The 25970-nt window shown below is 58.7% G+C and carries 21 protein-coding genes and 3 pseudogenes; 13 read left to right on the top strand and 11 right to left on the bottom strand.

The window, feature by feature from the left end; genetic code table 11:
• Positions 1 to 5: 5 nt before the first annotated feature.
• From tssH to KU43P_RS12675, 8 genes are all read right to left on the bottom strand, one after another.
• Positions 6 to 2603 (bottom strand): type VI secretion system ATPase TssH, encoded by a 2598-nt coding sequence (gene tssH, locus KU43P_RS12640; protein ID WP_317663509.1) that lies wholly within the window; start codon positions 2601 to 2603, stop codon positions 6 to 8.
• On the bottom strand, positions 2600 to 3670 hold the full coding sequence (tssG, locus tag KU43P_RS12645; protein WP_317663511.1) for a type VI secretion system baseplate subunit TssG: 1071 nt from the start codon (positions 3668 to 3670) through the stop codon (positions 2600 to 2602). The genes tssH and tssG overlap by 4 nt, the downstream gene beginning before the upstream one ends.
• Positions 3634 to 5454 carry a type VI secretion system baseplate subunit TssF gene (tssF, locus tag KU43P_RS12650; protein WP_317663513.1) on the bottom strand — a complete coding sequence of 607 codons (1821 nt, stop codon included), beginning with the start codon at positions 5452 to 5454 and terminating at the stop codon, positions 3634 to 3636. Before tssF ends, tssG begins: the two co-directional genes overlap by 37 nt.
• Positions 5454 to 5936: a type VI secretion system baseplate subunit TssE gene (gene tssE / locus KU43P_RS12655; RefSeq protein WP_317663515.1), complete on the bottom strand. Its 483-nt coding sequence runs from the start codon at positions 5934 to 5936 to the stop codon at positions 5454 to 5456. The genes tssF and tssE overlap by 1 nt, the downstream gene beginning before the upstream one ends.
• Before the next feature lie 26 nt (positions 5937 to 5962).
• Positions 5963 to 7465 carry a type VI secretion system contractile sheath large subunit gene (tssC, locus tag KU43P_RS12660; protein WP_317663517.1) on the bottom strand — a complete coding sequence of 501 codons (1503 nt, stop codon included), beginning with the start codon at positions 7463 to 7465 and terminating at the stop codon, positions 5963 to 5965.
• 14 nt (positions 7466 to 7479) lie between these two features.
• The gene (gene tssB, locus KU43P_RS12665; protein ID WP_016394652.1) at positions 7480 to 8013 is read right to left on the bottom strand and encodes a type VI secretion system contractile sheath small subunit; all 534 of its coding nucleotides are present in this window, start codon (positions 8011 to 8013) and stop codon (positions 7480 to 7482) included.
• Between the two features lie 64 nt (positions 8014 to 8077).
• On the bottom strand, positions 8078 to 8827 hold the full coding sequence (locus KU43P_RS12670) for a hypothetical protein (RefSeq protein ID WP_317663520.1): 750 nt from the start codon (positions 8825 to 8827) through the stop codon (positions 8078 to 8080).
• Between the two features lie 491 nt (positions 8828 to 9318).
• Positions 9319 to 9867: a DUF6966 domain-containing protein gene (locus KU43P_RS12675; protein WP_317663522.1), complete on the bottom strand. Its 549-nt coding sequence runs from the start codon at positions 9865 to 9867 to the stop codon at positions 9319 to 9321.
• Between the two features lie 106 nt (positions 9868 to 9973).
• Here KU43P_RS12675 and KU43P_RS12680 point away from each other — a divergent pair.
• Both KU43P_RS12680 and KU43P_RS12685 read left to right on the top strand, forming a co-directional pair.
• Positions 9974 to 10126, top strand: a pseudogene (locus KU43P_RS12680) (ADP-ribosylglycohydrolase family protein); the annotation flags it as partial.
• 144 nt (positions 10127 to 10270) lie between these two features.
• Positions 10271 to 10972 (top strand): hypothetical protein, encoded by a 702-nt coding sequence (locus KU43P_RS12685; RefSeq protein WP_317663523.1) that lies wholly within the window; start codon positions 10271 to 10273, stop codon positions 10970 to 10972.
• A 137-nt stretch (positions 10973 to 11109) separates the two neighbouring features.
• Here KU43P_RS12685 and KU43P_RS12690 read toward each other — a convergent pair whose 3' ends face one another.
• The gene (locus KU43P_RS12690) at positions 11110 to 11598 is read right to left on the bottom strand and encodes a hypothetical protein (RefSeq protein ID WP_317663524.1); all 489 of its coding nucleotides are present in this window, start codon (positions 11596 to 11598) and stop codon (positions 11110 to 11112) included.
• 71 nt (positions 11599 to 11669) lie between these two features.
• Positions 11670 to 12686: a hypothetical protein gene (locus KU43P_RS12695; RefSeq protein WP_317663525.1), complete on the bottom strand. Its 1017-nt coding sequence runs from the start codon at positions 12684 to 12686 to the stop codon at positions 11670 to 11672.
• Positions 12687 to 12953: 267 nt separating this feature from the next.
• On the opposite strand from KU43P_RS12695, the gene tssI reads away from it, so the two are divergent.
• From tssI to KU43P_RS12740, 9 genes and pseudogenes are all read left to right on the top strand, one after another.
• Positions 12954 to 14807, top strand: coding sequence for a type VI secretion system tip protein TssI/VgrG (gene tssI / locus KU43P_RS12700; RefSeq protein ID WP_317663526.1), 1854 nt, complete (start codon positions 12954 to 12956; stop codon positions 14805 to 14807).
• 10 nt (positions 14808 to 14817) lie between these two features.
• Complete coding sequence (locus KU43P_RS12705) at positions 14818 to 15402, top strand: hypothetical protein (protein WP_317663527.1); 585 nt, start codon at positions 14818 to 14820, stop codon at positions 15400 to 15402.
• Between the two features lie 36 nt (positions 15403 to 15438).
• The gene (locus tag KU43P_RS12710; RefSeq protein ID WP_317663528.1) at positions 15439 to 15906 is read left to right on the top strand and encodes a DUF1795 domain-containing protein; all 468 of its coding nucleotides are present in this window, start codon (positions 15439 to 15441) and stop codon (positions 15904 to 15906) included.
• Between the two features lie 6 nt (positions 15907 to 15912).
• Complete coding sequence (locus KU43P_RS12715; RefSeq protein WP_317663529.1) at positions 15913 to 20118, top strand: RHS repeat-associated core domain-containing protein; 4206 nt, start codon at positions 15913 to 15915, stop codon at positions 20116 to 20118.
• Positions 20115 to 20576 (top strand): Imm26 family immunity protein, encoded by a 462-nt coding sequence (locus KU43P_RS12720; RefSeq protein ID WP_317663530.1) that lies wholly within the window; start codon positions 20115 to 20117, stop codon positions 20574 to 20576. Before KU43P_RS12715 ends, KU43P_RS12720 begins: the two co-directional genes overlap by 4 nt.
• Positions 20577 to 20747: 171 nt before the next feature.
• On the top strand, positions 20748 to 21230 hold the full coding sequence (locus tag KU43P_RS12725) for a hypothetical protein (RefSeq protein ID WP_317663531.1): 483 nt from the start codon (positions 20748 to 20750) through the stop codon (positions 21228 to 21230).
• Between the two features lie 159 nt (positions 21231 to 21389).
• Positions 21390 to 22338: pseudogene (locus tag KU43P_RS12730) on the top strand (RHS repeat domain-containing protein); the annotation flags it as partial.
• A gap of 320 nt (positions 22339 to 22658) precedes the next feature.
• Positions 22659 to 23138, top strand: a complete 480-nt coding sequence (locus KU43P_RS12735; RefSeq protein WP_317663533.1) for a hypothetical protein — start codon at positions 22659 to 22661, stop codon at positions 23136 to 23138.
• A 200-nt stretch (positions 23139 to 23338) separates the two neighbouring features.
• Positions 23339 to 23545, top strand: a complete 207-nt coding sequence (locus tag KU43P_RS12740) for a hypothetical protein (RefSeq protein ID WP_317663535.1) — start codon at positions 23339 to 23341, stop codon at positions 23543 to 23545.
• A 96-nt stretch (positions 23546 to 23641) separates the two neighbouring features.
• Here the strand turns inward: KU43P_RS12740 and KU43P_RS27040 are convergent, their stop codons facing one another.
• On the bottom strand, positions 23642 to 23845 hold the full coding sequence (locus KU43P_RS27040) for a hypothetical protein (protein WP_411567273.1): 204 nt from the start codon (positions 23843 to 23845) through the stop codon (positions 23642 to 23644).
• Here KU43P_RS27040 and KU43P_RS12745 point away from each other — a divergent pair.
• Positions 23832 to 25280 (top strand): annotated as a pseudogene (locus KU43P_RS12745) (RHS repeat-associated core domain-containing protein); the annotation flags it as partial. The gene KU43P_RS27040 and the pseudogene KU43P_RS12745 sit on opposite strands and share 14 nt — an antisense overlap.
• Before the next feature lie 14 nt (positions 25281 to 25294).
• On the top strand, positions 25295 to 25900 hold the full coding sequence (locus KU43P_RS12750) for a hypothetical protein (protein WP_317663537.1): 606 nt from the start codon (positions 25295 to 25297) through the stop codon (positions 25898 to 25900).
• The last annotated feature ends 70 nt before the right edge of the window (positions 25901 to 25970 follow it).

Genomic DNA, 25970 nt, shown 5'->3' on the forward strand with positions numbered 1-25970 from the left:
CGGGTTCAGGCCAGGCGATAGGCGAAATCGCCATCGCTGCCCAGTTCGATCGTCAGGCGCTCGATCGGCGCGTCCTGCGCCATGCGTTCGAGCACGTGCTGGGCAAGCTCCGGCATCAAGGTGCGGGACAGGATGTTGTCGATGTTGCGCGCGCCGCTGTCGACTTCGGTGCAGCGCGCGGCGATGGCCTTGACCAGCGCGTCGTCGTAGCTGAGCTCGGCCTGGTGGTTGCGGGCGAAGCGCTTGGCGATGCGCGCAAGCTTCAGGCCGACGATGCGTTCGAGCACCTGGTCCTGCACCGGGTAGAACGGCACGATGCTCAAGCGGCCGAGGAAGGCCGGCTTGAACACCCGGTTGAGCTCATCGCGCAGGTCTTCGACGAGGGTTTCAGGCGCCGGCAACGTCTCGGCGTTGAGGCAGGTCTGCATGATCCGCTCGGTGCCGGTGTTGGAAGTGAGGATGATCACCGTGTTGCGGAAGTTGATCTCGCGGCCTTCGCCGTCATCGAGCACGCCCTTGTCGAACACCTGGAAGAACAGTTCGAGCACATCGGGGTGGGCCTTTTCCACCTCGTCCAGCAGCACCACGCTGTACGGCTTGCGGCGCACGGCTTCGGTCAGCACGCCGCCTTCGCCGTAGCCGACGTAGCCGGGCGGCGAGCCCTTGAGGCTGGAAACGGTGTGGGCTTCCTGGTACTCGGACATGTTGATGGTGATCAGATTGCGCTCGCCGCCGTACAGGGTGTCGGCCAGGGCCAGCGCGGTTTCAGTCTTGCCGACGCCGCTGGGGCCGAGTAGCAGGAACACGCCGATGGGCTTGTTCGGGTCTTCCATGCGCGCGCGGGAAATCTTGATGCGCTTGCCGATCTCGTGCAGGGCGTGGTTCTGGCCGAGCACGCGCTCGCCGAGCAGCGCCGGCAGGCGCTGCACGGTGTCGATCTCGTCACGCAGCATCTTGCCCAGCGGGATGCCGGTCCAGCCGCTGATGACCTGGGCGATGGCGCCGGCATCGACCAGCGCGTGTACCAATGGCTGGTCGCCTTGGACCTGGGCAAGTTCTGCGCGCAGCGCGTTGAGCCGCTCGGCATCGGCGTCGTTGGCGGCATCCAGGGCCTTGAGCTGTTCGACCAGGGCCAGCTCTTGCTGCCACTGCTCGCTCAGGCGTTGTTCGTGTTGCTGCTCGGTCTGCAGGGCAGCCTGCAGCTCGCCCAGGCGGCGGGCGTGGTCGTGGCCTTTGCCGGCTTCGTGGTCGAGCACGGCGATTTCCGCCTGCAGGTTGTCGATCTGGCGGCGGCTGTCTTCCAGCGCGCCGGGTTGCGCCGACTGGGCCAGGGCGATGCGCGCGCAGGCGGTGTCGAGCACGCTGACCGCCTTGTCCGGCAGCTGGCGGCCGGTGATGTAGCGGTTGGACAGGCGCACGGCCTGCACCAGGGCTTCGTCCATCACCGCCACCTTGTGGTGTTCGCGCATCTTGCCGAGCAGGCCGCGCAGCATGTGGATGGCCTTGTCTTCGTCAGGTTCCTCGACCTTGACCACCTGGAAGCGGCGGGCGAGGGCGGCGTCTTTCTCGAAGTACTTCTTGTATTCGGCCCAGGTGGTGGCGGCGATGGTGCGCAGCTCGCCACGGGCCAGGGCTGGCTTGAGCAGGTTGGCGGCATCGTTCTGCCCGGCCTGGCCGCCGGAGCCGATCAGGGTATGGGCTTCGTCGATGAACAGGATGATCGGGTGCAGGCTGCGCTTGACCTCTTCGATCACCGCCTTGAGGCGGTTCTCGAACTCGCCCTTGACCCCGGCGCCGGCCTGCAGCAGGCCAAGGTCCAGGGTGTGCAGGGCCACGTCCTTGAGCACCGCCGGCACGTCGCCCTGGGCGATGCGCAGGGCCAGGCCTTCGACCACGGCGGTCTTGCCGACGCCGGCCTCGCCGGTGAGGATCGGGTTGTTCTGGCGGCGGCGGGTGAGGATGTCGACCATCTGCCGCACCTCGAACTCACGGCCCAGCACCGGGTCGATACGGCCTTCGCGGGCGCTCTGGGTGAGGTTGACGGTGTACTGGTCCAGTGCCGGGGTCTTGCCGCCGACCTTTCCCGCCGCTGCCGGTGCGGCTGTCGGGCTGGCCAGCGGGCTGGCGAGCTTCGACTCGGCGCTGCCTTCGACCAGCGCGCTGAGGTTCAGGCGCAGGTCGTCGGCGTTGATCTTTTCCAGCTCCGGCGCCGAGGCGATCACCACGCGGCGCAGCTCGGCGTCGTCCAGCAGGGCCTGCAGCAGGTGCGCGCTGCGTACCTGGCCGACGCCGTACTCGATCGAGGCCAGCACCCAGGCCTGCTCGATCATGCGGGTGATGTGCGGCGACAACGCAGGGGTGCGGGTGTTGCCTTTCTTGAAGGTCCCCAGGGCGGTGACCAGCTGCGCCTGCAGGCGCTCGGCGACCACGTCGTAGTGGCGCAGGATCGGCGGCAGGTCGCTGTCGCTGTTGTCCAGCAGCTGCAGCAGCAGGTGCTCGACCTCGACGTCGTAGTGGTGCTCTGACAGGCACAGGGCCGCCGCGCTTTCGGTGGCCGTGCGGCTGGTTTCGTTGAGCTTGGCGAACAGAGACTTCAGGTTCACAAGGCGACCCCATCGTAAGGAATGTGGAAGACGGCGCAACGCGAAGGTTCTGCGTCGCGGCCAGGGCGTTTGAGCCAGCCCAGCCAGCCCAGGGCGACGTTGCCGCTGCGGCCCAGCTGGGCACGCGGCACCGCTTCGCGCTTGAGGCGAGGGGCGATTTCGAAGTCGAGCTCGGCACCTATATAGAAGCGCACCAGCTCGACCAGCTTGCGGTAGTCCTCGGTGCCCGGCTGGAAGCGCTGGTAGTCGGCCAGTGCCAACGGGCCCAGTTCGATGCGGATGTTCGACTGGTAGTCCCACACCCGGTTGCCGACCACGGCGCTGTGGCCGAGCTGGGCGTTCTTGCGCCCCAGCTGGGTGCACTGCTCGGGCTGCAGGTTGAGCCAGCGGCCAGCGAACTGCCTGACCTGGATCGGCAGGCCGAAATAGAAGCCAAGCATGCGTTCGAGGTTCAGCGCGTTGCGCGGCTTCTGGCTGAGCAGGCCGGCGAAGTAGCTGAACAGCTCGCGGCGCAGCACCGGTTGTGGCTGTTCGAACTTCAGCGTCTGGGCACGCGGGCCCAAGCCCACCAGGTTGAGCAGGTAGCCGTCGAAGCCCGAAGTGCCGTTGCGTTCGTGCTCGATGTGGAACTTGTACTTCTGCCACGCCTCGTAGAACAGCGTGGTCATGCGGTGCGAGAAGATGTCGAGAAACGCATGGGCGGCATCGTCGCGGTACTGCACGTGGCGTTCCAGCAGCAGCTCGGTATAAGGGCGCGGCAGCACGCCGGACGGCCCGACCAGCCCCATGAAGGTGACCTGCACTTCCGACAGCGGCAGCCCGGCCGGCGACACCTTGCCTTCGCGCTCGAAGTGCAGGTCGCTGACTTCGCTGGCGGGGAACGCCAGCGACAGCTGGGTGCGAAAACGCAGCGGGTCTTCGTGCGGCCGCGTTGCCAGGTCCATGCGCCCGGTGCGGCTGTAGTGCAGGCGGAGCAGGCGCACCAATTGGAAGAATTCGAATCGGTGCGGCTCGGCTCTGGCCTGATCGATCAGACCAGGGGCTGATCGCCAGTACGTGCTGGCCATTGGACGACTCTCTTTTCTCGTTGTTGGGAGCGCAGTGACAATTGCGTGAAGCTGTTCATCGAGCAGTACTGGCCGAAGAAGTGGTCCAGCACCATGCCGAACAGGTACACGCCGCTGCCGGTGAACTGGCTTTCGTCGAAGGTCAGGGTGATGCCCACGCCGCGCACGAAGTTCGGCCGCGGGTGGCCGATCCGGGCGACCGTCGGCTCGCTGCTGATGGCCTTGATGCCGTTGATCTGTTTGCGGATGGCCGACACGTTGCGGTAGTTGTACAGCGACAGCAGTTCCAGCAGCACTTCGCGACCCTGGCTGACCAGCGACAGGTGGTTGAGCGACAGGTGCGCGATCAACCGCCAGATCAGGCCCTTGCCCAGCGGCACGCGCACCGTGGCGGTGGGCTTGCGCAGGCAGCGGATGTCCGTGATCACCGAGTTGGCCGGGATGTTGAAGTCGCCACGCTCGCCACCGAACGGCAGCATCAGCGGGATGTCCCGGTTGCTGCAGGTCAGGGTGATGCTCAGGGTGTCGCTGTTGCCGTCGATCAGCTCCAGGTCGCGGTCGACCACGCGGATGCTCATGGCGGTGGCGTCGCCCTGGTTGCGCCGGCGGGCGATCCAGAAGCTGTTGTGCGGGTCCTGCTCGCCACGCGGTTCGAAGAACGGCTGGCAGGTGCCGACCTGGTCGATGCCGCCGAGCTTGCGCACCCGGCGCACGCGGTCGATCGACACCACTTCGGCGGCGTTGTGCAGGCGGATGTCCGGGGTCACCGGGTATTCGTGCTGGGTGTGGGTGAGCTTGATCGGCTCGGCCTGCTGGCGGAACAGGTTGATGATCGGCGTGCAGTTGAGCTTGAAGTTGTTGCGCCCGATGTTCTGGGTCAGCCGCGCCAGGCGCTCGCTGAGGTCATAGTCGTTGAAGTAGAAGTTGATCTCCACTTGCTCGACGGCCTTGCCCTGCAGAATGCGGGCAAACCCCGAGAGGTCGAAGAACATGAACTTGTCGGGGAAGGTGAAGTACTCGTGCAGCAGGCGATAGCCCAGGAACGAGCGCTCGGAGTAGTCCACCAGGCCCTCGTCGCGGGCATAGCCCACGGCCTTCAGGGCATCGCGTGACAAGGCGACTTCACGCGGGCGGCCTTCGTCCAGGAAACTCAGGGTGGCCTTGGCCAGGTTGTTGAACAGCAGCTCGTACAGCTGCAGCATCAGCGTCGCTTCGCCATCGAGGAAGAAGCGCAGCCGGTCCATCTCCATCTGCCCGAACTTGGCGTCGCCGGTGGCTTCCAGATGAATGCGCAGGCGCGCCACCAGGTCGGCGCTGTGGCCGTTGAAGGCCGAGCGTTCCATCTCGGCGAACGAGGCCTGCTGCACGGCGATCGGCCACAGTTCCACCGGGTAGCAGGTGCGGAACTTGCACACCACGCCTTCGACGGCATTGGCCACCATCTCGGTGTGCCGGGCCACGCGGTAGGCTTCGGTGACTTTCTCGTGCTTGCCCAGGCTCAGCTCGGCGATCGACATCGACGGGGTAGGGCGCAGGTAGTGCGGGTACAGCACCTCGAGGAACGACTCGACGATTTCCGGGAACTCGTCGTCCAGCTTTTTATGCACCCGCGCCGAGAGGAACGAGAACGCCTCGATCAGGCGCTCGGTATGCGGGTCCTCGCAGTTGTCGCCCTCGATCAGCAGCCGCGAAGCGATTTTCGGGTACTGCGCAGCGAACTCCTGGCCGAGGAAGCGCAGGTGCGACAGTTCCTTTTCGTAGTAGGGCAGCAGTTCGTCGAGCATCAGTTGAGGTTCTGCACTTTGTATTCCTGGGTGTTGACCTGCAGCACGGCGTCGAACGACACCTGGCGGCTGATGTCCTGCAGACGCAGCACGGCGTCTACCCGGAAGGTCAACATGCGGTGGCCGTTCTGCTGGGCCAGCAGCTGTACGCGAACCCGGCGAAAACGCCGATCACCGGTACTGATCGCCCGCTCCAGCTGTTGCTGGATGAGCCGGCGATCCTGCGGGTCGAGCACGCTGCGGCTGATGAAGTCGGGCATGCCGTATTCAAGGATGGAACCACCGAGCTGGCTGAAGCCACCGAGCGCTTCGGCGACCAGGGACTGGCGGGTATTCACCAGCACCTCCAGGTCGCGGACGATGCTCGCCTTGTACTCGGCCAGCGAGCAGGTGCGCTGCACGGCAGGCTCGGCCGACTGGAACGGACGGTCGTCCAGCAGTCGGTCGAGCAGCGATGGCAGCAGGCGGGCCTGGTTACTCATGTGTCATCCCTGTACACACGGGCCTGTCAGCCGCGGGCGCCTTGTGGCAGTTCGGCGACCAGGCGCAGCGAGGCGGTCAGTTCGTCGAGCTGGTAGTGCGGGCGCAGGTAGGTCACGGCCTTGTACACCCCAGGCTTGCCCGGCACTTCGAACACCTCGGCGCGGGCTTCGCGCAGCGGGAACTTGGCCTTGGCCTCTTGGCTTGCGGTGTCGTCGAGCAGCACGTAGCTGGCCAGCCACTGGTTGAGGAAGCGCTCCACATCCATGCGCGAGGCGAAGCTGCCGATCTTGTCGCGCATGATCGCCTTCATGTAGTGGGCGATGCGCGAGGTGGCGAAGATGTACTGCAGTTGCGCCGACAGGCGTGCGTTGGCGTTGGCGATGTCGGTGTTGTACTGCTTCTGCTTCTGCGCCGACTGGGTGCCGAAGAACGCGGCGTAGTCGGTGCCCTTGCAGTGCACCAGGGGGATGAAGCCCAGGTCCGACAGCTCTTTTTCGCGGCGGTCGGTGATGGCGATTTCGGTCGGGCACTTGAGGGCGATTTCGCCGTCGTCGGTCTTGAAGGTGTGGGTCGGCAGGCCTTCGACCAGGCCACCGCCCTCGACGCCGCGGATCGCCACGCACCAGCCGTAGCGCGAGAACGCGTCGGTGACGCGGGTGCCCAGGGCGTAGGCGGCGTTCATCCACAGGTACTTGTTGTGGTCGCGGCCATCGACGCTTTCGACGAAGTTGAATTCCTCCACCGGGGTGGTATCCGGGCCGTACGGCAGGCGACCGAGCACGTGGGGCAGGGTCAGGCCGACATAGCGTGAGTCTTCCGAGGCGCGGAACGACTTCCACTTGGCGTACTCGACGGTGTCGAAGATCTTCGCCAGGTCACGGGGGCCGGACATGTCGGTGAACGAGTCCCAGCCGAACAGCTCGGGCGAGGCGGCCGAGATGAACGGCGCGTGGGCCGCGGCGGCCACGTGCGAGATCTCTTCGAGCAGGTACATGTCTTCGGGGTTGCGGTTGAACTCGTAGTCACCGATCAGCATGCCGAACGGCGCGCCACCGAAGGTGCCGTACTCTTCTTCGTAGACCTTCTTGAACAATGCGCTCTGGTCGAATTCGCTGGCGGCCTTGAGGTCGCGCACCAGGTCCTTCTTCGAGGCGTTGAGCAGGTGGATCTTCAGCGTGGTGCTGGTCTCGGTCTGGTCGACCTGGTACTTCAGGCCGCGCCAGGAAGCTTCCAGCTGCTGGAACTCACGGGCATGCATGATCTCGTTCATCTGCTCGGAGAGCATCGAGTCGATCTCGGCGATGCGTGCGTCGAGCACGGCGATCAGGTCCTTGCTCGGGGTCATTTCGCCTTCGAGCACCTGGTTGACCAGTTCGCCGATCAGGTCGCGGGTGCGGCTGCGCTCGGTGTCGGAGCGGGCCACGCGGCTTTGCGAGATGATGCTGTCGAGCAGCGAGGCCTGCGGGGCGAAGTTTTCCACTTCGACCAGGTCGGTGTCCTGCTGAGGGAGTGCTTGTTTGTCGGTCATCGTCTGGCTCCTGCTTACTCGTTGCCGTCGGTGGCGGGGACGGCGGCCTCGCGACCGAATTCCTTGCCCAGGGTTTTCAGCTTCTCGGTGTTCTGCAGCACGTCCATCAGCAGCTCTTCGAGCTTGTCGTTGCCGCCCATCTTGTTGCGCAGGTCGGCCAGCTTGTTGCGTACTTCCAGCAGCTTGCGCAGCGGCTCGACCTGCTTGACCACGTTCTGCGGCTCGAAGTCTTCCATGCTGTTGAAGTTCAGCTCGACGCCCAGCTGGGTGCCGTTCTTGGCCAGGGTGTTGTCGACGCGGTAGGTCAGGCGCGGCTTGATGCCCTTGAGCACGCCGTTGAAGTTGTCGCGGTCGATGAACACGAACTTGCGGTCCTTGAGCTTGGGCAAGGGCTCCAGCGGGTTGCCGGAGAAATCGCCCAGCACGCCGACGACGAAGGGCAACTCCTTCTTCTCGATGGCATCGCCGATGTCCACGTCGTAGGTGATGTGGACCCGTGGCGCGCGAACGCGGTCGAGTTTGTGCTGGGTGCTTTCCTTCTTCGCCATCGTGATCTCCAGTGCGAGCGATTCGCTGCGAAACATGGCGCGGCCCGCTGACGGGCGACGCGCGTTACAGTCCTTCGATCGTCAGCAGCAGGCGCTGACGGATTTCGTCGTTCATTTCCAGGATGTTGTCGCGGCCTACCAGCTCTTCGAAGCTGGTGTTGCCGGCGATCTGCGTGCTGCTGCGGATGACCGCGTCGTCGGGCAGTTCCGAACGCACCGGCGCGCCGATGATGCAGAACGGCAAGTCGCCCAGGCCCTTGAGGCGCTCGAAGCTCAGGCCGAAGCGCAGGCCCTCGAACAGCCGGCCAAGGCCGGGCGACTTGCTCAGGCAGTAGAACAGCACCAGGTAGTGCACCACGAAGCGGTACAGCTCGGCGCTGCTGCGGTTGGGGTCGTTGATCACGGCGCGAAAGCGCGCAAGCTCGAAGCCCTGGAAGCCGACCACCCAGCGCACCGGGCTGGTGATGCGGATGACCTGGCCACTCTGGGCCAGCACCTTGTCGTATTCGAGCGGGAACAGTTCGGGGGTGGTGCTGATGAGGTTGAGCGGCACGTCCAGCTCGCTCACCAGCTGGAAGGGGGCGGCGGAGCCGATGCGCTCGTAGAGTTCGATGAGCGACTGGAAGTGACCCTGGGTTTCGCGCCCGCTGCTGCGTTGCGCGCCCTGCAGGTATTCGCCGAACAGCGTTTGCGGACGGATCAGCGGGGCCACGGTGGCGAGGTAATCCGACGCCTGCGCCTTGAGCGCATCGGATATTGCCCGCGTCTGGCCACGCAGCCTGATCAGTGCTTCGACGTCAAACGTCTGTGTCATCGGTACATCGTCCATGAAGCTTGGTGTTCGTCCCGTAACGCCGTTGGCGCGGACCTGAAACTCGGTGCTGGCATATGAATATCGTGTTGCCAGCAATGCCGTGTAGGGCAGCTCGCTTTGGAAGAAGTTCCAGCGAGGCGGGCAATTTTTTCCCTGTTTTGTGAACGGGCGCAATGGTGTCGCATTGCCAGCGGCGTGGGTTGAGGGTGCGGAAAATCGGGGGTGACCCCTGCTGGCAAGGGCTCTGGGGCGGGAATAAAGACCGAGGAAATGAGTTAGAAATTATTTCCAGAAAGGAGAAGTGGGTCTCGTTTTGCAGCGGCTCACAAGACTTGGCAAAAGGCCATCCAATGATGGCAATGCGACGGAATACGGCGTGCTCATGGGCCCCATCGCCGGCAAGCCGGCTCCCACAAGGGGGGGTGGTACTTGAGGGCAGTGGCGTACCTGTGGGAGCCGGCTTGCCGGCGACAGGGCCCGAACAGGCACCTTCAAGCGCCCCATTCATACACCCACCCCAACAGCTCATGCAGCTCGTCAGTGGCCTCCACCAGCAGTGCCCCATCGCGGTACAGCACCTGGTCACTGATCGAACCCATGCCGCCATGCATCCCACGGATCCCATCGCGTACCGGCTCGCGGTCACTCGACAACCGCGAGCGACAGCGCTCGATCGCATCGGCCCAATCCGAGCACCCGCCATGACGCAGCAGCTGGGCAATGCGCCCCAGAACCACCCCGACCTCGGCCAGGCTCAAACGACCATCCGCGCTCCCGCGATCGGCCCCCGGCTGCATCATCAGCGCAGGGTCCATCTCCCGGCGCCGACACCGGACCACCATTGGCACCGCAGCCGAAGGCTCGCGCAACCAGGCCTCGAATCGATCATCCTCGATGGCGTAGTACTCCTCGTAATCCACCCGCCCGTTGCTGACCGGAATCGAGAGATAGCGGCGGTTCGAGCTTGCCTCGTACCCCAGCGAAAAGCGGTATTCACGGCTGGTGAAGGTGTCGTTGAATTTGAGGGCAGGGGTCGTCATCGTGCGTGTCCTTGCGTGTCCTTGCGTGCTCTGCGTCGTTGCCAGGCTACTGCCGGGGTGCGCAGAATAGACCCATGGACGACAACACCCAATGCAAGGAGCCCGCATGATCGACCTCAGAAGCCCGGATGCCGCGCTGAGCGAATACGCGCAGCGCTACCGCCACCTGCTCCCCGACGTCTCGCCGCAGCTGCTGCAGCGCATGGACTACATGCTCAAGCCCGACGCCCCCAGGCTACCCCGCGTAAAACCTGCCTGGCAGTTGGCGATGCCGTGGGCACCATCCTGGGTTTCAGCACCGCGACGCAGGCCATGTTGACGACATGGTCGGCGGTGGACTTACGACAGTAACTGATGGCCTGTTTCGTGAGCGAATGAAAGTTGACTGGGGAAATGGCGTTTCATGATCACGACTGAACGTTTCTTCGGGGGTATCTGGTCCTTCTGGTTTTTGCTGGTGATGATTTCAGCATTCACACTGGGGGTGGCGCCAAAAATTGTCTTCGTGCCGATGGCAGTGGTGACGGTGATGGTGTTCTGCTGGTGTGTGAAATGCGCCTACCGTTCGGAACGCTTCGCTGATTACGCGTCGTTGCGCCTCTGCTTCAGCTTGAGTGCCGGGCCGTTGATTGCCTTCATTCTTGCGCTTGCAATGACCTACAAGAGGTCCAGGATGGGCGGCGTGCAAGCCTTGGCGCTCAGCTCGCTACCACTTGTGGCGACCGCTCTTGCCTGTGCGTGGGCGCACGGGCGTAGAAGCAAAACCAGCGCTTGGGTGTTGCGCGGTGATCGTGTGGAAGTCTACGGGCAGGCAGAAAACGTGAACCCGTGGCTACTGGGCGGGCTGAGTGCAGGATTGAGTAGCGTACTGTTTCCGATGATCAAGGCCTACGACGAATCGGGGGCCTTCTTGTTGAGTGTGCTGACGCTCATTTCGCTGTATCTGGTTTTTTATCACCGCAACAACATCGCGGCTTTGCGGGCGCTGAAAGAGCGTGAGCGACGGGAGAAGCGCCATTACACCTTCTCGGATATCGAATATGTGCGAGGGTTGCGCGAGGCTTCGTGGCTGGGGCGATTATTTGCATTCAGAACCAAACGATAGGCGCCCTCGAGCATCTGCAAGCTTCAGGGGGGCGTTACTCGAAGATTGTTGGTATTCATGTAATTGCCTGAGTCAGGTCTTACCGCAAGGGGGCACGGACTGGGCCGTTCAATCGGCCGTGACCTATGCCAAAGCTGTCAACGGCCGTCGACCTGGACACAGATGTCTTTTCCGTCAATGACTTTACATGGCCAGTTGTCGTTAATGTAATGATCCGGTTTGAAGCACACTCGTTCATCTTTGACCCAGAACAACTGCCAGGCAGAACCTGATATCAACAATTTCGAGCAGGGCGAGTAACCTCTGGCCAGCAATGCCACTGTGGTCAGAATCATGACCGCTGGGATCACATACAGTAGCGTTTTCAGCGAAAGCCCGAACATGAGGGTCTGAAAACGGTGCAGCCGAGAGGCAGGGGGTGGGTCGAACTTCTTGCCGGTCCAGGCGCAGAATGCACTGCCAAGCAGCAGGATCGCGAGCGCTGGTGGCGCCATGAGCAGGCCAAACGCGAGGTACGGCGTCTCGACGACGGGGGCGCTACGTAGCAGCCTGTCGTAGAGCGGAAACAAGTAGTAAATGTAAGCATACAGCGACATGGCGCCTACCAGCAGGAATGCGACGATCATGGTGAGCGCCAGCAGCCTGACCTTCAGAGGCGATAGCCCGGGTGACATCTGTGAAGAGCGTGTATTCATCGTCAGAACTTAGGCAGGTTGAACGTGGGCAGTGAAGGCATCGACGGCAGCCTTGGTGCGCTTGGCCAGTTTGGTAGGCCTACCCCGTCGGGGCGTAGCTTGCGAATGATCCACGACTTGGCTTCATCGTAAAGCTCGTCGGCAATTCTGCCTGCGATGTTGGCTGCGGTTTCTTCAGCGTAGCGACGCAGGTCGTCTGGCTTGACTTCGGTGATCGTCTTATGAATTGCCTCGATATGATCCACGGCATAGCGAAGGCCAGCCTTCACTGCGTTCTTGATGCCGAAGTGGTTATCCAGTGCGTTCAGGCCAAGGCCCACGGCAAACACTACCAATGCGCCGGCAATTACCGGCGCGGCGGCTGCTGTGAAAAGAGCACCGGCAGCCAGCGCTGCTGCGTAGCCAAGCGCCGAGGCAATGCCAGCCTTGATCAGTTCCACGCCAACGCCGCCGAACAGGTCGCTCATGATGTGCTCGTCGGCAAATACCCACTCTGCGACTTCGATGGCTACCGCGACATAGCAGGAGAGCTTGAAACCCTTGATAGATGAGCCGCGCACGCCGTATTTGCCGATCCCCATGCTGACCAGTTTGGCGTTCTGGATGCCGTAGCGTGGCGCATTCAGTGTTTTACGCAGGCCAGGGTAGCCGGTCAGGACGACGTACTGCTTGCCGTTGCGTACCGTGTAGCGCACTTTCGTGCCGAATCCATTCATGTCTCGAATGAAACTGGCGGTGTTTTTTACATCCAAGGCCGCCATGGCGGTAGGCACGCCCCACGTCGTGTTGACGAAAGTGTGGGGTAGGCCGTTGTAGGTGGATTTCACGCCTTGCCACGTGCCGGTCAACCTATCGCCCTGGGTGCGGGGGCACACTTGTGGCGCTTGCGTGGCACTCTGTTCTTGTCGGGCTGATTGGGCCTGCGCCTGGAAGTCCTCCAGCGACATGATCACCATTTCCCGGTGATTCTGGTCCATCTCCTGGTCCAATTGGCTGAGTTGGCTTTCGCTCACGCTCACGGCGACTCTCCCTGATATCCGCTGTCTACTGCCTCATGGCTTGGCGCAGGGAGCCTACACCCCAGGCGCCTACCAGATCAAACCGACGGACATATTCCGATGTAATTAATCAAGAAAGCTGAAAGCCAGTCACAATGCCGATGTAAACTCGGGGTAATGCCATATTGATAGTATTGCTGTGATGTCTGGCTTATTGCCATCATTTGACAGCCCACGCCAAGCACGTTTTCATTATCGGATTTCCAGCTTGATGCAGGATGCATTGATATGATTACGGACGCCCTCGAGTCGGTGCTCACCCAGCATCAACGCCTGTTTACCTTCGATTCACCATTGCCCCCCGAACAAGAGTTGCAACTCCTTAGCTTCAGCGGCCGCGAGGCGATTTCGGAGCTTTTCAGTTTCCAGGCACAACTCATCTCCCATGATGCTCGCATCGAGCTGAAGAAGCTTATCGGCAAGAAAGTCACCGTCGGCATTGCCTTATCTGACGGCAGCACCCGTTACATCAGTGCGCATGTGTCTGATTTCGTGCATACCGGTGCCGATGGTGGCATTGCCAACTACAGCGCCGAACTCGTGCCGTGGATCTGGATTCTCAGCCGCCGCCGCGATTCGCGCATCTTCCAGGACAAGACCACCGAGCAGATCGTCAAGGAAGTCTTCGCTTACTACCTGACCCTGGCCGAGCATGAGTTCCGCCTGAGTCAGCCCCTCAAGCCGATCAGCTACTGTACGCAGTACCAGGAATCGGACCTGAATTTCGTGCTGCGCATGCTCGAACAGGAAGGGTTGTTCTTCACATTCGAGCATTCCCAGGAAGGTCATCGCATGATTATCAGCGATGACAGCAGTATGCTTCCGCAACTAGAGCGTCAGCCGCTGATTCGATACCACAGCGCATCGGTCACCGAAACCGCAGACTCGATAACTGCATGGTCTTCTGCGCGGCGGATGCAACCAACGCGCTTGGCTCTCAAGTCGTTCGACTACAAGCAGCCGGGCAACCCCCATCTAGTGCAACTCAACTCCGTCAATCAGCAGGGCGAGGTCGGTCAGTATGAAGTCTTCGAATACGAAGGACTCTACGGTTATGCCGATTCCGATGAAGGCATGCGCAAGGCACGGCGTCGGCTGGAGGCGATGGAGGTGGACGGCAAGACCTTCCATGGCGAGAGTAACTGCCGTGCCATGGAGCCAGGTCATTACTTCGAACTGAGCCAACATTACGACCACGATAATGACACTCCGGACGATCGCCAGTTTCTTCTGCTTTCCGTCACCCACTGGGGGCAGAACAACTACGCCAACGACAGCGAAGCCGGTTATCGAAACAGTTTTACCTGTATCCGGCGAAAAATACCCTTCCGGCCTGCGTTGCTGACGCCTAGGGCGGGTATCAGCGGCCCGCAGACGGCAATCGTGGTCGGCCCACCCGGCGAAGAGATTTACACCGACGACCTGGGCCGGGTGAAGTTACAGTTCCATTGGGACCGCAATGGCGAGTTCAATGATCAGAGTTCCTGCTGGGTCCGCGTCGCCCAGTCCGGCGCCAGCGGCGGCTTTGGCAGCATCCAGATCCCCCGTGTCGGCGACGAAGTGGTGGTGGTGTTCCTCGACGGCAACCCCGACCGCCCGCTGATCATGGGCAGCCTGTACAACAGCACCAACACCCCGCCGTGGGCGTTGCCGGCGAACAAGACCCAGAGTGGTTTCCTGACCCGGTCGATGAAGGGTGACGGCGGTACGGCCAACTTCTTCCGCTTCGAGGACAAGGCCGGCGCCGAGCAGATCATCATGCATGCCGAGCGCAACATGGATACCGAGATCGAGCTGGATGAGACCCATGATGTGGGGAGCAACCGGACGATTACCGTCGGTGGCGCGCATACGGAAACGATCAAGAAAGACACCGTCGTCAACGTCAAGGAAGGTTCTTACACCTTGCAGGTGGACAATCAGTTCATCCAGGTGTCAGCCAAGCAGCACATCATCCTTCAGGTGGGTGACAGCAGTATCACCCTGACCCCGGAAGGCATCGAGATCAAAGGCAAGGTCATCACCACCACCAGTACCGATACCACGCAGATCACTGGCGCCGCCGTGCGGATCAACGACTGAGGGCCGGGTGATGTACAAACCTTCGATCTACGACCGCATCTCCGCCAAGCGCGAAGCGCAAGAGGAGGCCGCACGCCTGGCCAAGTTGGCGGAAGCCGCCAAAGCGCTCGAGCCTGTGCCCGAGCCGGAACCGGTGCCCGTCGCGCTGCAAGATGTGGCCAGCGCGTTCACCTTTGCAGGATTCAACCTGCAGTTTCCGGCCGGTTTCCGTTTTCGCGACATCCAGACCACCCTCGAGCACGAAGGCGAGCCAGTCAACCTGCAGATTCGCCGCCGTGATGCGCGTGACGGGCAGCGCCTGGAGCAGCTGTTCGAGGCCGCGATCCTCGCCTTGCGCGAATCGAACCCGCAACTGCGCGTGATTCGCCAACGTGACTGCCACCTGGCAGGCAGCGCGGCCAAAGTCCTGGATTTTCATTTCAATGCCGGCCATGAACCGCGGCACGGCCGCTTGGTGGGTGCGCTGGTACCCGTCGAAGGCAGCAACGCGCTGCAATGGCTGGATATTTCCTGCGTGATCGACCCCTCCAGGCCAGTGCTGAGCCTATGGCTGGTGGAGTTCGACCTCATGCTCGATGGGCTGGCGCTGCGCTGACCCCAACGTTTTTTTGCTATCAGGAATTTTCATCGCATGGACTACGAGTTGCAGGAAGGCGGCATCGCACTGCCGCCAGGTTTCGAGGACCGCACGGTCAACATGTTCGTCTTGGGTGCCAGCGTGCCCGCACCGTTGAGCATCACCATCTCTCGCGACACGCTGCTGCCGGACGAAACGCTGCAGGCGTATGTGGAGCGGCAGATCAAGATGCTGACCTCCAAGCTGCGTGGCTACAGCCGCATGGGCAACAAGGCCGTCGCGCTCTCGACCACCGCGCCTATCCCCGGCATCCAGATCGACGCCTACTACCTCAACCAGGGCCGCCCGCTGTACCAGCGCCAGGCCGCCTTCATTGTCAGCCCCGGGCGTGCACTGATCTTCTCCACCACCGCCCAGGCCGACTTCAGCGCCCAGCAGAACCAGGACTGGGACAACCTGCTGGCCAGCTTTACCCCACGCAACCCGGTTGTAGCCGACGCCGAGCCCGGCGAACAGGAGTAACCCCTCATGTTCGAAGCGGCCAGGTTCGGCGACGAGATATCGCACACCAGCGCTCTAGGGGGCTTCCTGATCGGAGCGGCCTTGGGGATAGCGCTGGTGGCCACGGTGGCCATCGCCACCTTCACCTGCGGGTTCGGCGTGGCCTTGCTCGCCGGCCTTGCAGCAGGCATCGGAGGCAGCTTGCTGACCGCTGCCGGAGAGGCGATAGGCAGTCTGTTTTCATCCCCCTCAGGGACGATCACGACTGCCTCACCCAACGTCTTCATCAACAGCCGCAAGGCCGCCCGCGTCGAGAAGAGCATCGGTGCCTGCGACAAGCACCCGGGGCCGGTGCAGATCGCCGAAGGCTCGACCAACGTCTTCATCAACAGCGTCGCCGCGGCGCGCAAGGGCGACAAGCTGACCTGCGGCGCGACCATTACCGGCGGCTCGGGCAACGTCACCATCGGTGGCGGCACCTACCGCTACCTGCCGGTTGACGATGAAATTCCTCAGTGGCTGCGTACCACCGTGGACGTGCTGATGGCCATCGCTGGCGCAGCAGGCGGTATCGCCCAGCTGATCAAGGCCGGCACCCAGGCCGGCATGAAAGCGGTCATGCCCTGCGCCCTGAAGTTCACCGCAGGCTTTGTCGCTGGCGAAGTCGCCAGCCGCTACGTGGTCGAACCGGTGGCGCGCAGGGCCATTGGCGGCCTGGTCGGCAACCCGGTCGACCTGACTACCGGGCGCAAAGTAATTCCCGATGAAATCGACTTCAGCCTGCCGGGCCTGATGCCCATCGAGTGGTCGCGCTTCTACGCCAGCGACCTCAGCGTGGACAGCGTGCTCGGCCGTGGCTGGGTGTTGCCGTGGGAACAAAGCCTGCGCCGCAACGGCAGCTTCATCTACCTCACCGACAACCAGGGCCGCGAAGTGCCGTTCGTGACTTTGCAGCCGGGTGAGCGGATCTACAACCCGCACGAGCAGGTGTACCTGGTCTGTACCGAGGGTGGCCATTACATCCTGCAGACCCTCGACAACCTGTTCTTCTACTTCGGCGAAGTGCCGGACACCAATACCCACGTGCCGTTGCAACGCCTCGAGAACGCCCTCGGTCACTTCCTGCATTTCACCCGCACGCCGGACGGCACGCTGACCGACATCAGCGCCACCGGCGGCACTCGCGTGCACCTGCACTACGACAATCCGCTGGGTCGCCTGACCGACATCAAGCGGGTAGTGAACAATGAAGCGGTCGAAACGCTCACCCAGTATCGCTACGACGAACACGGCCAGCTCAGCGCGGTGATCAACCGCAACGGCGATACCGTGCGCAGCTTCAGCTACGCCGAAGGCCTGATGGTCAGCCACAGCAACGCGCTGGGCCTGGGTTGCCACTACCGCTGGGAAACCCTCGGCGGTCAGCCACGTGTGGTCGAGCACTGGACCAGCGACGGCGAGCATTTTCAGTTCCGTTACGACTTGGATAACCGCACCAGCTGGGCCACCGACGTCCTCGGCCGCGAGCTGGAAGTGCAGTACAACGCCGACCACCGTGTGATCGCCAGCCGCGACTACGGCGGCGAGCGCTACGCCATCGAGCTGGACGACAACGGCAACATGGTCGGTCTGACATTGGCGGACGGTAATCGCCTGCAGTTCCAGTACGACGAATTCGCCCGCCTGCTCGAAGAGACCGACCCGCTGGGCCGCAAGATCGCCTACGAGTACCACCACCTGACCACGCTGGTGACCAAGGTCAGCTACCCGGACGGCAGCACCTGGCAGGCGCGCTACGACGACCAAGGCAACCTGCTGGCCGAAACCGACGCCCTGGGGCACCTCACCGAATACCTGAACGGCGACGATGGCTTGCCGCACACCATCATCGACGCGACCTACAAGTCCAAATACCTGTGGTGGAACACCCTGGCCCAGGTCGAGCGCTATCAGGACTGCTCGGGCAAAAGTACGTACTACCGCTATGACGATCGCCAGCACCTGGTGGCAGTGACCGATGCGCTTAACCAGACCACCACGCTGGAGCGCAAGCCGGATGGCGAGGTGCTGCGTATCCATCACCCGGATGGCACTTCGGAGTCCTTCACCTACAACGTCTACGGCCAAGTGCTCAGCCACAGCGATGGCAAAGGCCAGACCACGCGTTTGCTGCGCACCGCTCGCGGATTGCCGAGCAGTCGCCAGGATGCAAAAGGGCAGCGCATTCGCTACGAGTACGACAAGGCCATCCGCCTGACCGCACTGGTGAACGAGAACAACGCGACCTACAGCTTTGCCTACGACGCGTCGGACCGGCTGACGGAAGAAGTGCGGGTGGACAACCTGACGCGACGCTTCACCTATAACGTCGGTGGTCACCTCACGCGACTGGATGAAATCGGTTATGGCGAACGGGGAGAGCGCCCGGAGCGGCATACCCTATTCGAGCGCGACCCGATTGGCCGGTTGGTTGCCAAGCTAAACCGCGATGCCCGACAGGACTTCGTCTACGACGACGGTGACCGGTTGCTGAGCATCGAGCGGCAACCGAGCGGTATCGGCAAGCAACTCGGGGTGACCGCAGAAAAGCTGGAGTACGCCTACGACCTGCTGGGCCGTCTCACGAAAGAAATCACCCCCGCTGGAACACTGGCCTACGAGTACGACCCGCTCAGCAACCTGACCACGCTGACCCTGCCAGACGGGCGTAAGGTCAACCACCTGTACTACGGCAGTGGGCATCTGCACCAGTTGAACCTGGACGGCCAGGTGATCAGCGACATGGAACGCGATGACCTGCACCGCGAGGTGTACCGGACGCAGGGCAAGCTCACCAGTTGCTTCGGCTATGACGCGATGGGGCGCAAGGCGTGGCAGTTCGCCTCGACGTTACCCGCCGAGAAACTCTCCCAGGTGCACAACGCGGGTATTCACACCTCGCTGCTGGTCGAGCATGCCTACAACCCAATTCACCGCCGTTACCAGTACGACCCGGCCGGTGAACTGGTGCGGACCCTGGACAAGCTGCGGGGCGAGATCAAGTACCAGTACGAAGCCAACGGCCAGTTGCACAGCCGCGACACCGGTTCACTGGTGGGCAGTGAAGAGTTCCGTTATGACCCGGCGGCCAACCGCTTGGACTTCAATGCGCGGCAGTTCGACAAGGTCAAGGACAACCGTATCAAGCAATGGCGGGATCAGGAGTACCGCTATGACCCGTGGGGCAATCTGATCGAGAAACGCTCGGGGCATAGCAAGCTGCAGAACTTTAGCTATGACTGCGAGAACCGGCTGGTGCGCGCCGAAACGCTGGTCAATGGGAAGCTGGAGAGCACGGGGGCGTATCGGTACGACAGCCTCGGGCGCCGGGTTGCCAAGCACGCAGAAATCAATGGAGCGGTTGAGCAGAAGCGCTTTCTTTGGCAAGGGCTGCGAATGCTGCGTGAGGAAACGCCTCGGCAGAGCGTCGTGTACCTGTACGAGCCGGGTAGCTATGCGCCGCTGGCGCGTGTGGATCAGGCTGAGGGTGAAGAGCAGAAGGTCTTCTACTTCCATACCGACCAGATCGGTACGCCGCTGGAGCTGACGGACAGCCAAGGGGAGATTGTTTGGCAGGCGACCTATCGATCTTGGGGCGAAATAGAGCACCTCACAGTCAATGACGTTGAGCAAAACCTGCGGTTCCAAGGACAATACGCTGATTTAGAGACAAATTTTTTCTATAACACATTTCGTTATTATGATCCGCAAATCGGACGGTTTACAACGCTAGACCCCATAGGATTGGATGGTGGCGACAATCTATATAGATATGCCGACAACCCAATTCGATGGGTTGATCCACTTGGCTGGGTGCATGAATTAACACCGGGGTATAATGTTTACGGCCTGTTCGATAAGGGAGCGGAAAAGCCTTACTACGTTGGTATCACTGATGATCTCTCTCGTCGTCGAGCAGAGCATTCGGGTACTGGTAGGTTAAGCCCGGGGGCAAAAATGGTCCCGCTTGACAAGAATGTTACATATGGTGAGGCTCGAGGGTATGAACAAGCCTATATTGAGCATTATGAAACCAAAACAGGCGTTGTGGGCGAAGAGATTTCGCGCAAAAATCGCGGTAACAAAATCAACTCATATGATCATGCGAATACTACAAGAGCGCCAGCTCGCCAGGCTAATTTCGAAAGTAATTTCGATAAGAAAACCGCTTCATTGAAAGGAACTTGCGGATGAGTGCGCTGAAAATTTTTGATTGGAATAAAAAAATTAAAACAAAGTTGAGAAATATTAAGAACGGAGATATTTTTTGTTTTGAATTGAGTGGCCATAAATATGGTGTTGGACGTATCATGACGCAGAATAGCCTCGGTCATGTAGCAGAAATATTTGATAAGGTTCTGAGCTCGCCTGTGGTTGACTCATTGACATTTGAACGTTTAGGTGACCCGATTATTCTGGACTCATATTCATTATTTGATCTCAAGGCTGAAGGTGATTGGAGGATTGTTGCTCATCAGGTAGATTATCAGCCATCTAATGAAGAGGGTGTAAGATTTGTATATGGCGTCGCAGATAACGTCAGGCTTGTTGATATTTTTGATAATGAAACTGCCTTGATTGAGCAGGGAGGTAAGTATCCGCTATATTCTCCCATGGGGGATGAAGAGGTAAAAGAGCTCTTCGGAATTTAGCCAGTTTGACTGAAAGGTATATTGCATTTTGTAGCTGAGTTGCTAGGAATACTTAAGGCTTTTGCTTCTCAGTTTTTAAGTATAGTCAGGTTTATAGCCCTGCTAAACCTAACGCTCCTCTTTATGATGCCGCTGGGCATAGCCCAGCTGGGAGAATGATTCACTATATGCTTGGCTGAGAAAGGGAGGCCTTGGCTTATAGTAAAAGAGATTTTGAAGCAGACGGATGATTATTGTTTGATTCCAATGGAGGATGACCGCTTCGCGATCAGTCAGATAATCTGGTTGGGAACTGATAGCGAAGAGCAGAAGTTTAAGGAGTTATTCGCTTTTTGCGAGGTATCTATTGATCACGAAAAAAACGTGCCTGAGAAGGTGTCGTATCTAAATTTCAAAGATCATCGTGGTGACTTCAAAGCAATATTCACTGCAGTTGATAACATTAAATCCGAAAAGTGGTCAATTCTACATGAGGGTTTCGTAGTCGACGCCTCTTTGAGTGATTTGGAATTCAATATGGCGGGAGCATTGTATCGTCGAGGGCAACCGGTTCGAGTGCTGGCAATTGAAGAGTACAAAGATTATTTGTTGATGGGGTCTCGGATTATGCCTTGGTGGAAAGATTCTTGCAACAATATTGACGACTTTCGATAGTTGTTTTCTAGTGTCTTTCGGGTTTAGGGGCAGTGCGGGTATTACTCTGACTGCTTGGGTATTGTAGGTAGTGTTGATTTTTAAGTGTCTGTTTAGATCTTTAAGAATCGAATCAGATTAATAAGGGGGCTTTGATATCTCCTTTGTTAGGGGCTTTTTACTACGCTGAAACGCAAATCTGACGGTGAGGTGCTGCGCATTCTGCACCCCGATGGCACGGCGGAAAGCTTCACCTACAACAGCCTCGGCCAAGTGCTGACGCACACCGACGGCAAAGGCCAGACCACGAGCCTGCAGCGCACCTCCCGCGGCCTGCCGAGCAGCCGCCAGGGTGCCAAAGGGCAGTGGATTCGCTACGAGTACGACAAGGCCCTGCGCCTTACCGCGTTGGTCAACGAGAATAGCGTGAGTTATCGCTTTACCTACGATGCGTCAGATCGGCTGATTGAAGAAGTACGGGTGGACAACCTGACCCAGTGCTTCAGTTACAACGAGGGCGGCCACCTGGTGCGCCTGGATGAAATTGGCTATGGCGACAATGGCGAGCGCCCTGAACGCGACACGCTGTTCGAGCGCGACGCCATTGGCCGGCTGATCGCCAAGATCAACCGCGATGCACGCCAGGATTTCGAATACGACGATGCGGACCGGATGCTGTGCATCCAACGCCAGCCAACCCGTGCGGGCATACAGTGAGGAGACGCCCGGGCAAAGCATCGTGTACCTGTACGAGCCGGGTAGCTATGCACCGTTGGCGCGTGTGGATCAGGCTGAAGGTGAAGAGCAGAAGGTCTACTACTTCCATACCGACCAGATCGGTACGCCGCTGGAGCTGACGGACAGCCAAGGGGAGATTGTTTGGCAGGCGACGTATCGGTCATGGGGTTCGATTGAGCATCTCGCGATCAATGATGTCGAGCAGAATCTGCGTTTTCAGGGGCAATACTCTGATGGTGAAACGGAACTGCATTACAACACCTTTAGATACTATGATCCTGAGCCAGGACGCTTTTTCACACAAGATCCGATAGGTTTAGATGGTGGGTTAAATCTTTATCGTTACGTTCCAAATCCGACTAGCTGGGTGGATCCGTGGGGTTGGGAATGCTGAAGTACTGCCCGGAAAAATTATTGGAAAGCTGAGGCTAAAGCACCTACTCGCGCATATTCCCCTGCAAACCTTGTGCGCATGGCTGAGGGTAAGGCACCCAAGATGACGGTTGAAGTGATTTCGAGGAAAACAGATAAAATTTCGATAAGAGAATATACGTTGGAGCTTCATCATAATGATATTCCACAGCGAGTAGGTGGAGCTGGAGTACATGATTCGTCGAACTTGCTCGCACTCAATCCTTGGGAGCATGAGGCCGCTGACCAATTTAGGCATGTAGGTTCGGACTTAATTAGAGTAATTAAAGGGGTTGATGTATGGTAGTTAATGGTGGTTCAGTTGCAGAGCAATTGGTGGGTTCAGCCGTATATAAACAAATGCTTGATGAACTTATTGCAACTGTCGGGGTCGAGGTCGAGTCAGAGTATGCAGAGGTATTCGCTAGACTAGATTCTGCTAAAATCGTGAGAGCAAAATTCGAAGTTGAAGAATTAATGGCGATATTTATTGGAAATATGGATGCTATAAAACAGTATTCTATTAATAAATTTAATTCCATTCCCGACGATGAAGACGATGAAGAGTACCCCGTTGGCGCAGCACCTACAGGTGACGAGAAAAGCAAAACTCTTTCAGTGGGTAAGTACTCGCCAGGCTTTTTGTTAACTAATATTATTGAGTATGGCTTGGCCATCGCTGGGCGTGAAAAATTGCTTGAGTTTGTTAAATTGTTTAGAATCCCAAAGGCAAAAGATTACACCGACCAAATTATGGAATTGGTAAATATGGTAAAGTGAACTGGCCGTAGTTTCCTATTTGTGTTGCTACTTCTTTGGAGAAAAGTTTCGAGAGCTTGATATGCGTTTGATTTTTATTGATTGCTTGGCGTTGGGCTGAGATTTATAGTTCTTTATAAATTTGGTTATGGAGGTGGCTGTTAGTTTCGTTTCAGTCACTTCCTTATGTTTTTTGACTTGAAGAGGCTCTTAATTGGGGCGTGCAGCAAAAGCCCCGTGTCGTCGAGCACTGGACCAGCGACGGCAAGCACTGTCACTTCCAATACGACTTCGCCAAACGCACCAGTTGGGCCACGGATGTACTTGGCCGTGAGCTGGAAATCCAATACAACGAAGACAACCGCGTCATTGCCAGCCGCGACTTCGGCGGTGAGCGCTACGCTATGGACCTGGGTCTTGGCTTATGACTGGAGAGAGGTGGATGTATGAGCGTGCTTGTGTCTTCGATCGTTGCGGTGTAAGTTAATTTATTTCTGTTGTTATTGAACTTTACAAGGTGTGCATCAGAAAACTGGGCGGCGCAATTTTTCGGGGCTGCGTTTGGTCGAGTTGGCGTCAGAGATTTTAGTCTTCGGCTGTTTTTTAAAAGAAATCACGGAGCGGTTGGGTGTGTTGTCATCCGGGAGTGCGACCGGAGTGACATACCCTGATCCTGGCGCACGGCCACCTGCTTTAGTTGAACCTGGACAGCCGGTGATCAGCGACATGGAGCGCGATGACCTGCACCGCGAGGTGTACCGAACGCAGGGTAAGCTCACCAGTTGCTTCGGCTATGACGCGATGGGGCGCAAGGCGTGGCAGTTCGCCTCGACGTTACCCGCCGAGAAACTCTCCCAGGTGCACAACGCGGGTATTCACACCTCGCTGCTGGTCGAGCATGCCTACAACCCAATTCACCGCCGTTACCAGTACGACCCGGCCGGTGAACTGGTGCGGACCCTGGACAAGCTGCGGGGCGAGATCAAGTACCAGTACGAAGCCAACGGCCAGTTGCACAGCCGCGACACCGGCTCGCTGATTGGCAGTGAAGAATTCCGTTATGACCCGGCGTCGAACCGGCTGGACTTCAATGCGCGGCAGTTCGACAAGGTCAAGGACAACCGCATCCAGCAGTGGCGGGATCAGGAGTACCGCTATGACCCGTGGGGCAACCTGATCGAGAAGCGCTCGGGGCATAGTAAGTTGCAGAACTTTAGCTATGACTGCGAGAACCGGCTGGTGCGCGCCGAAACGCTGGTCAATGGGAAGCTGGAGGGCACGGGGGCGTATCGGTACGACAGTCTCGGGCGACGGATTGCCAAGCAGGCTGAAATCAATGGCGAGGTCGAGCAGAAGCGGTTCCTTTGGCAAGGGCTGCGAATGCTGCGTGAGGAAACGCCCCGGCAGAGCATCGTGTACCTGTACGAGCCGGGTAGCTATGTTCCGTTGGCGCGTGTGGATCAGGCTGAAGGTGAAGCGCAGAAGGTCTACTACTTCCATACCGATCAGATCGGTACGCCGCTGGAGCTGACGGACAGCCAAGGGGAGATTGTTTGGCAGGCGACCTATCGCTCATGGGGAACCGTAGAACAGCTAGCTGTAAATAGCATTGAACAAAATTTTCGTTTTCAAGGGCAGTACGATGACCCTGAGACGGGGCTGCATTACAATACTTTCCGATATTATGATGCTGAAGTGGGTCGCTTCATTACACAGGATCCCATTGGGTTAACCGGTAGTGTCAATCTCTATCAATACGCAATGAATCCTGTGATATGGATTGATCCTTGGGGTCTATCGTGTTCGAGTGATGCTAAGACCCTTCGAGCTAATATGGTTGCAGCGGGTAAATCTGAACCGTCCTTCAAAAATTCTGCACACCATATTGTTATGTCCAATTCTGCTGACGTGCGTATGGTCGCTCTTCAGGACAAAATGAAAAGCATGGACATAGATATAAATACTGCGGAAAATGGAATATTTTTGCCGTCTAACAGCAAGGTTAAACTCCCAGAGGGGAGCACTTTACCGAATCACGCCAGCATTCACACGAATGCATACAAGCAAAAGGTTTATGATCGTCTGGTATCAATAAATAATAGCGGTGATTTCTTGGGTGAGCTTAATAAGATAAGCTCGGAAATTGCTCGTGGTCTTTTCTAGGTGGAGCTAAAACTGTGCAAGAGTTGAAGAGTATTGAGGAAAGATATAGTAGTATAACCTCGAGAAGCCAGGCGGTGCTAAACTCCTATTTGGCGTCGTCATTGCCAATTGTTCGGGAGCGTGTGATTAGTAAAGGTGCGCTTTATAATCAGCGTCCATTTGAAATCGAGCGGGCAGGATTTAAAAAGGGTCGTCAGCTTAAAAAGATGCCGGCAAGTGTTAAGAATACACACGTGTATCACCTTGACAAGAATGGACAAATAATTTTTGTTGAGATTTTCGGTCAGTCAGAAAATATCGTTAATAAAGAATTTTATTTTTATCATGACAACTGTGTTGAGCGTGTTTATTTTACCAGTGTCGAAAAATTAAGGAATGTCTCGCTATCCCTACTCGAGAAGGGGGTTGTAAAAAAGGACTTAAACTGGGGTGAGTATGGGTGCAGTATATCCGACTATTTTTACTCTGGTGATAGGCTGGAAAAAATACATGTGCGACAAAAAGAACATATTGATGCTGCTTTTTCAGAATACGAAGTGAGCCTAGAGTACGATGGAGAAGATTTGGTCAAAATATTGAATGTTTTCCCTAATGGCTATCAGGAGCAACGGTTTCCATAGACTTCTAAGCAATGGTGCATGTTGCTGGCGACTTGATTTGTTTTTCAAGGGTTAACCTCTAAATATGGGG

The sequence above is a fragment of the Pseudomonas sp. KU43P genome, from assembly GCF_033095865.1.
In the GTDB taxonomy this organism is placed as follows: Bacteria; Pseudomonadota; Gammaproteobacteria; order Pseudomonadales; family Pseudomonadaceae; genus Aquipseudomonas.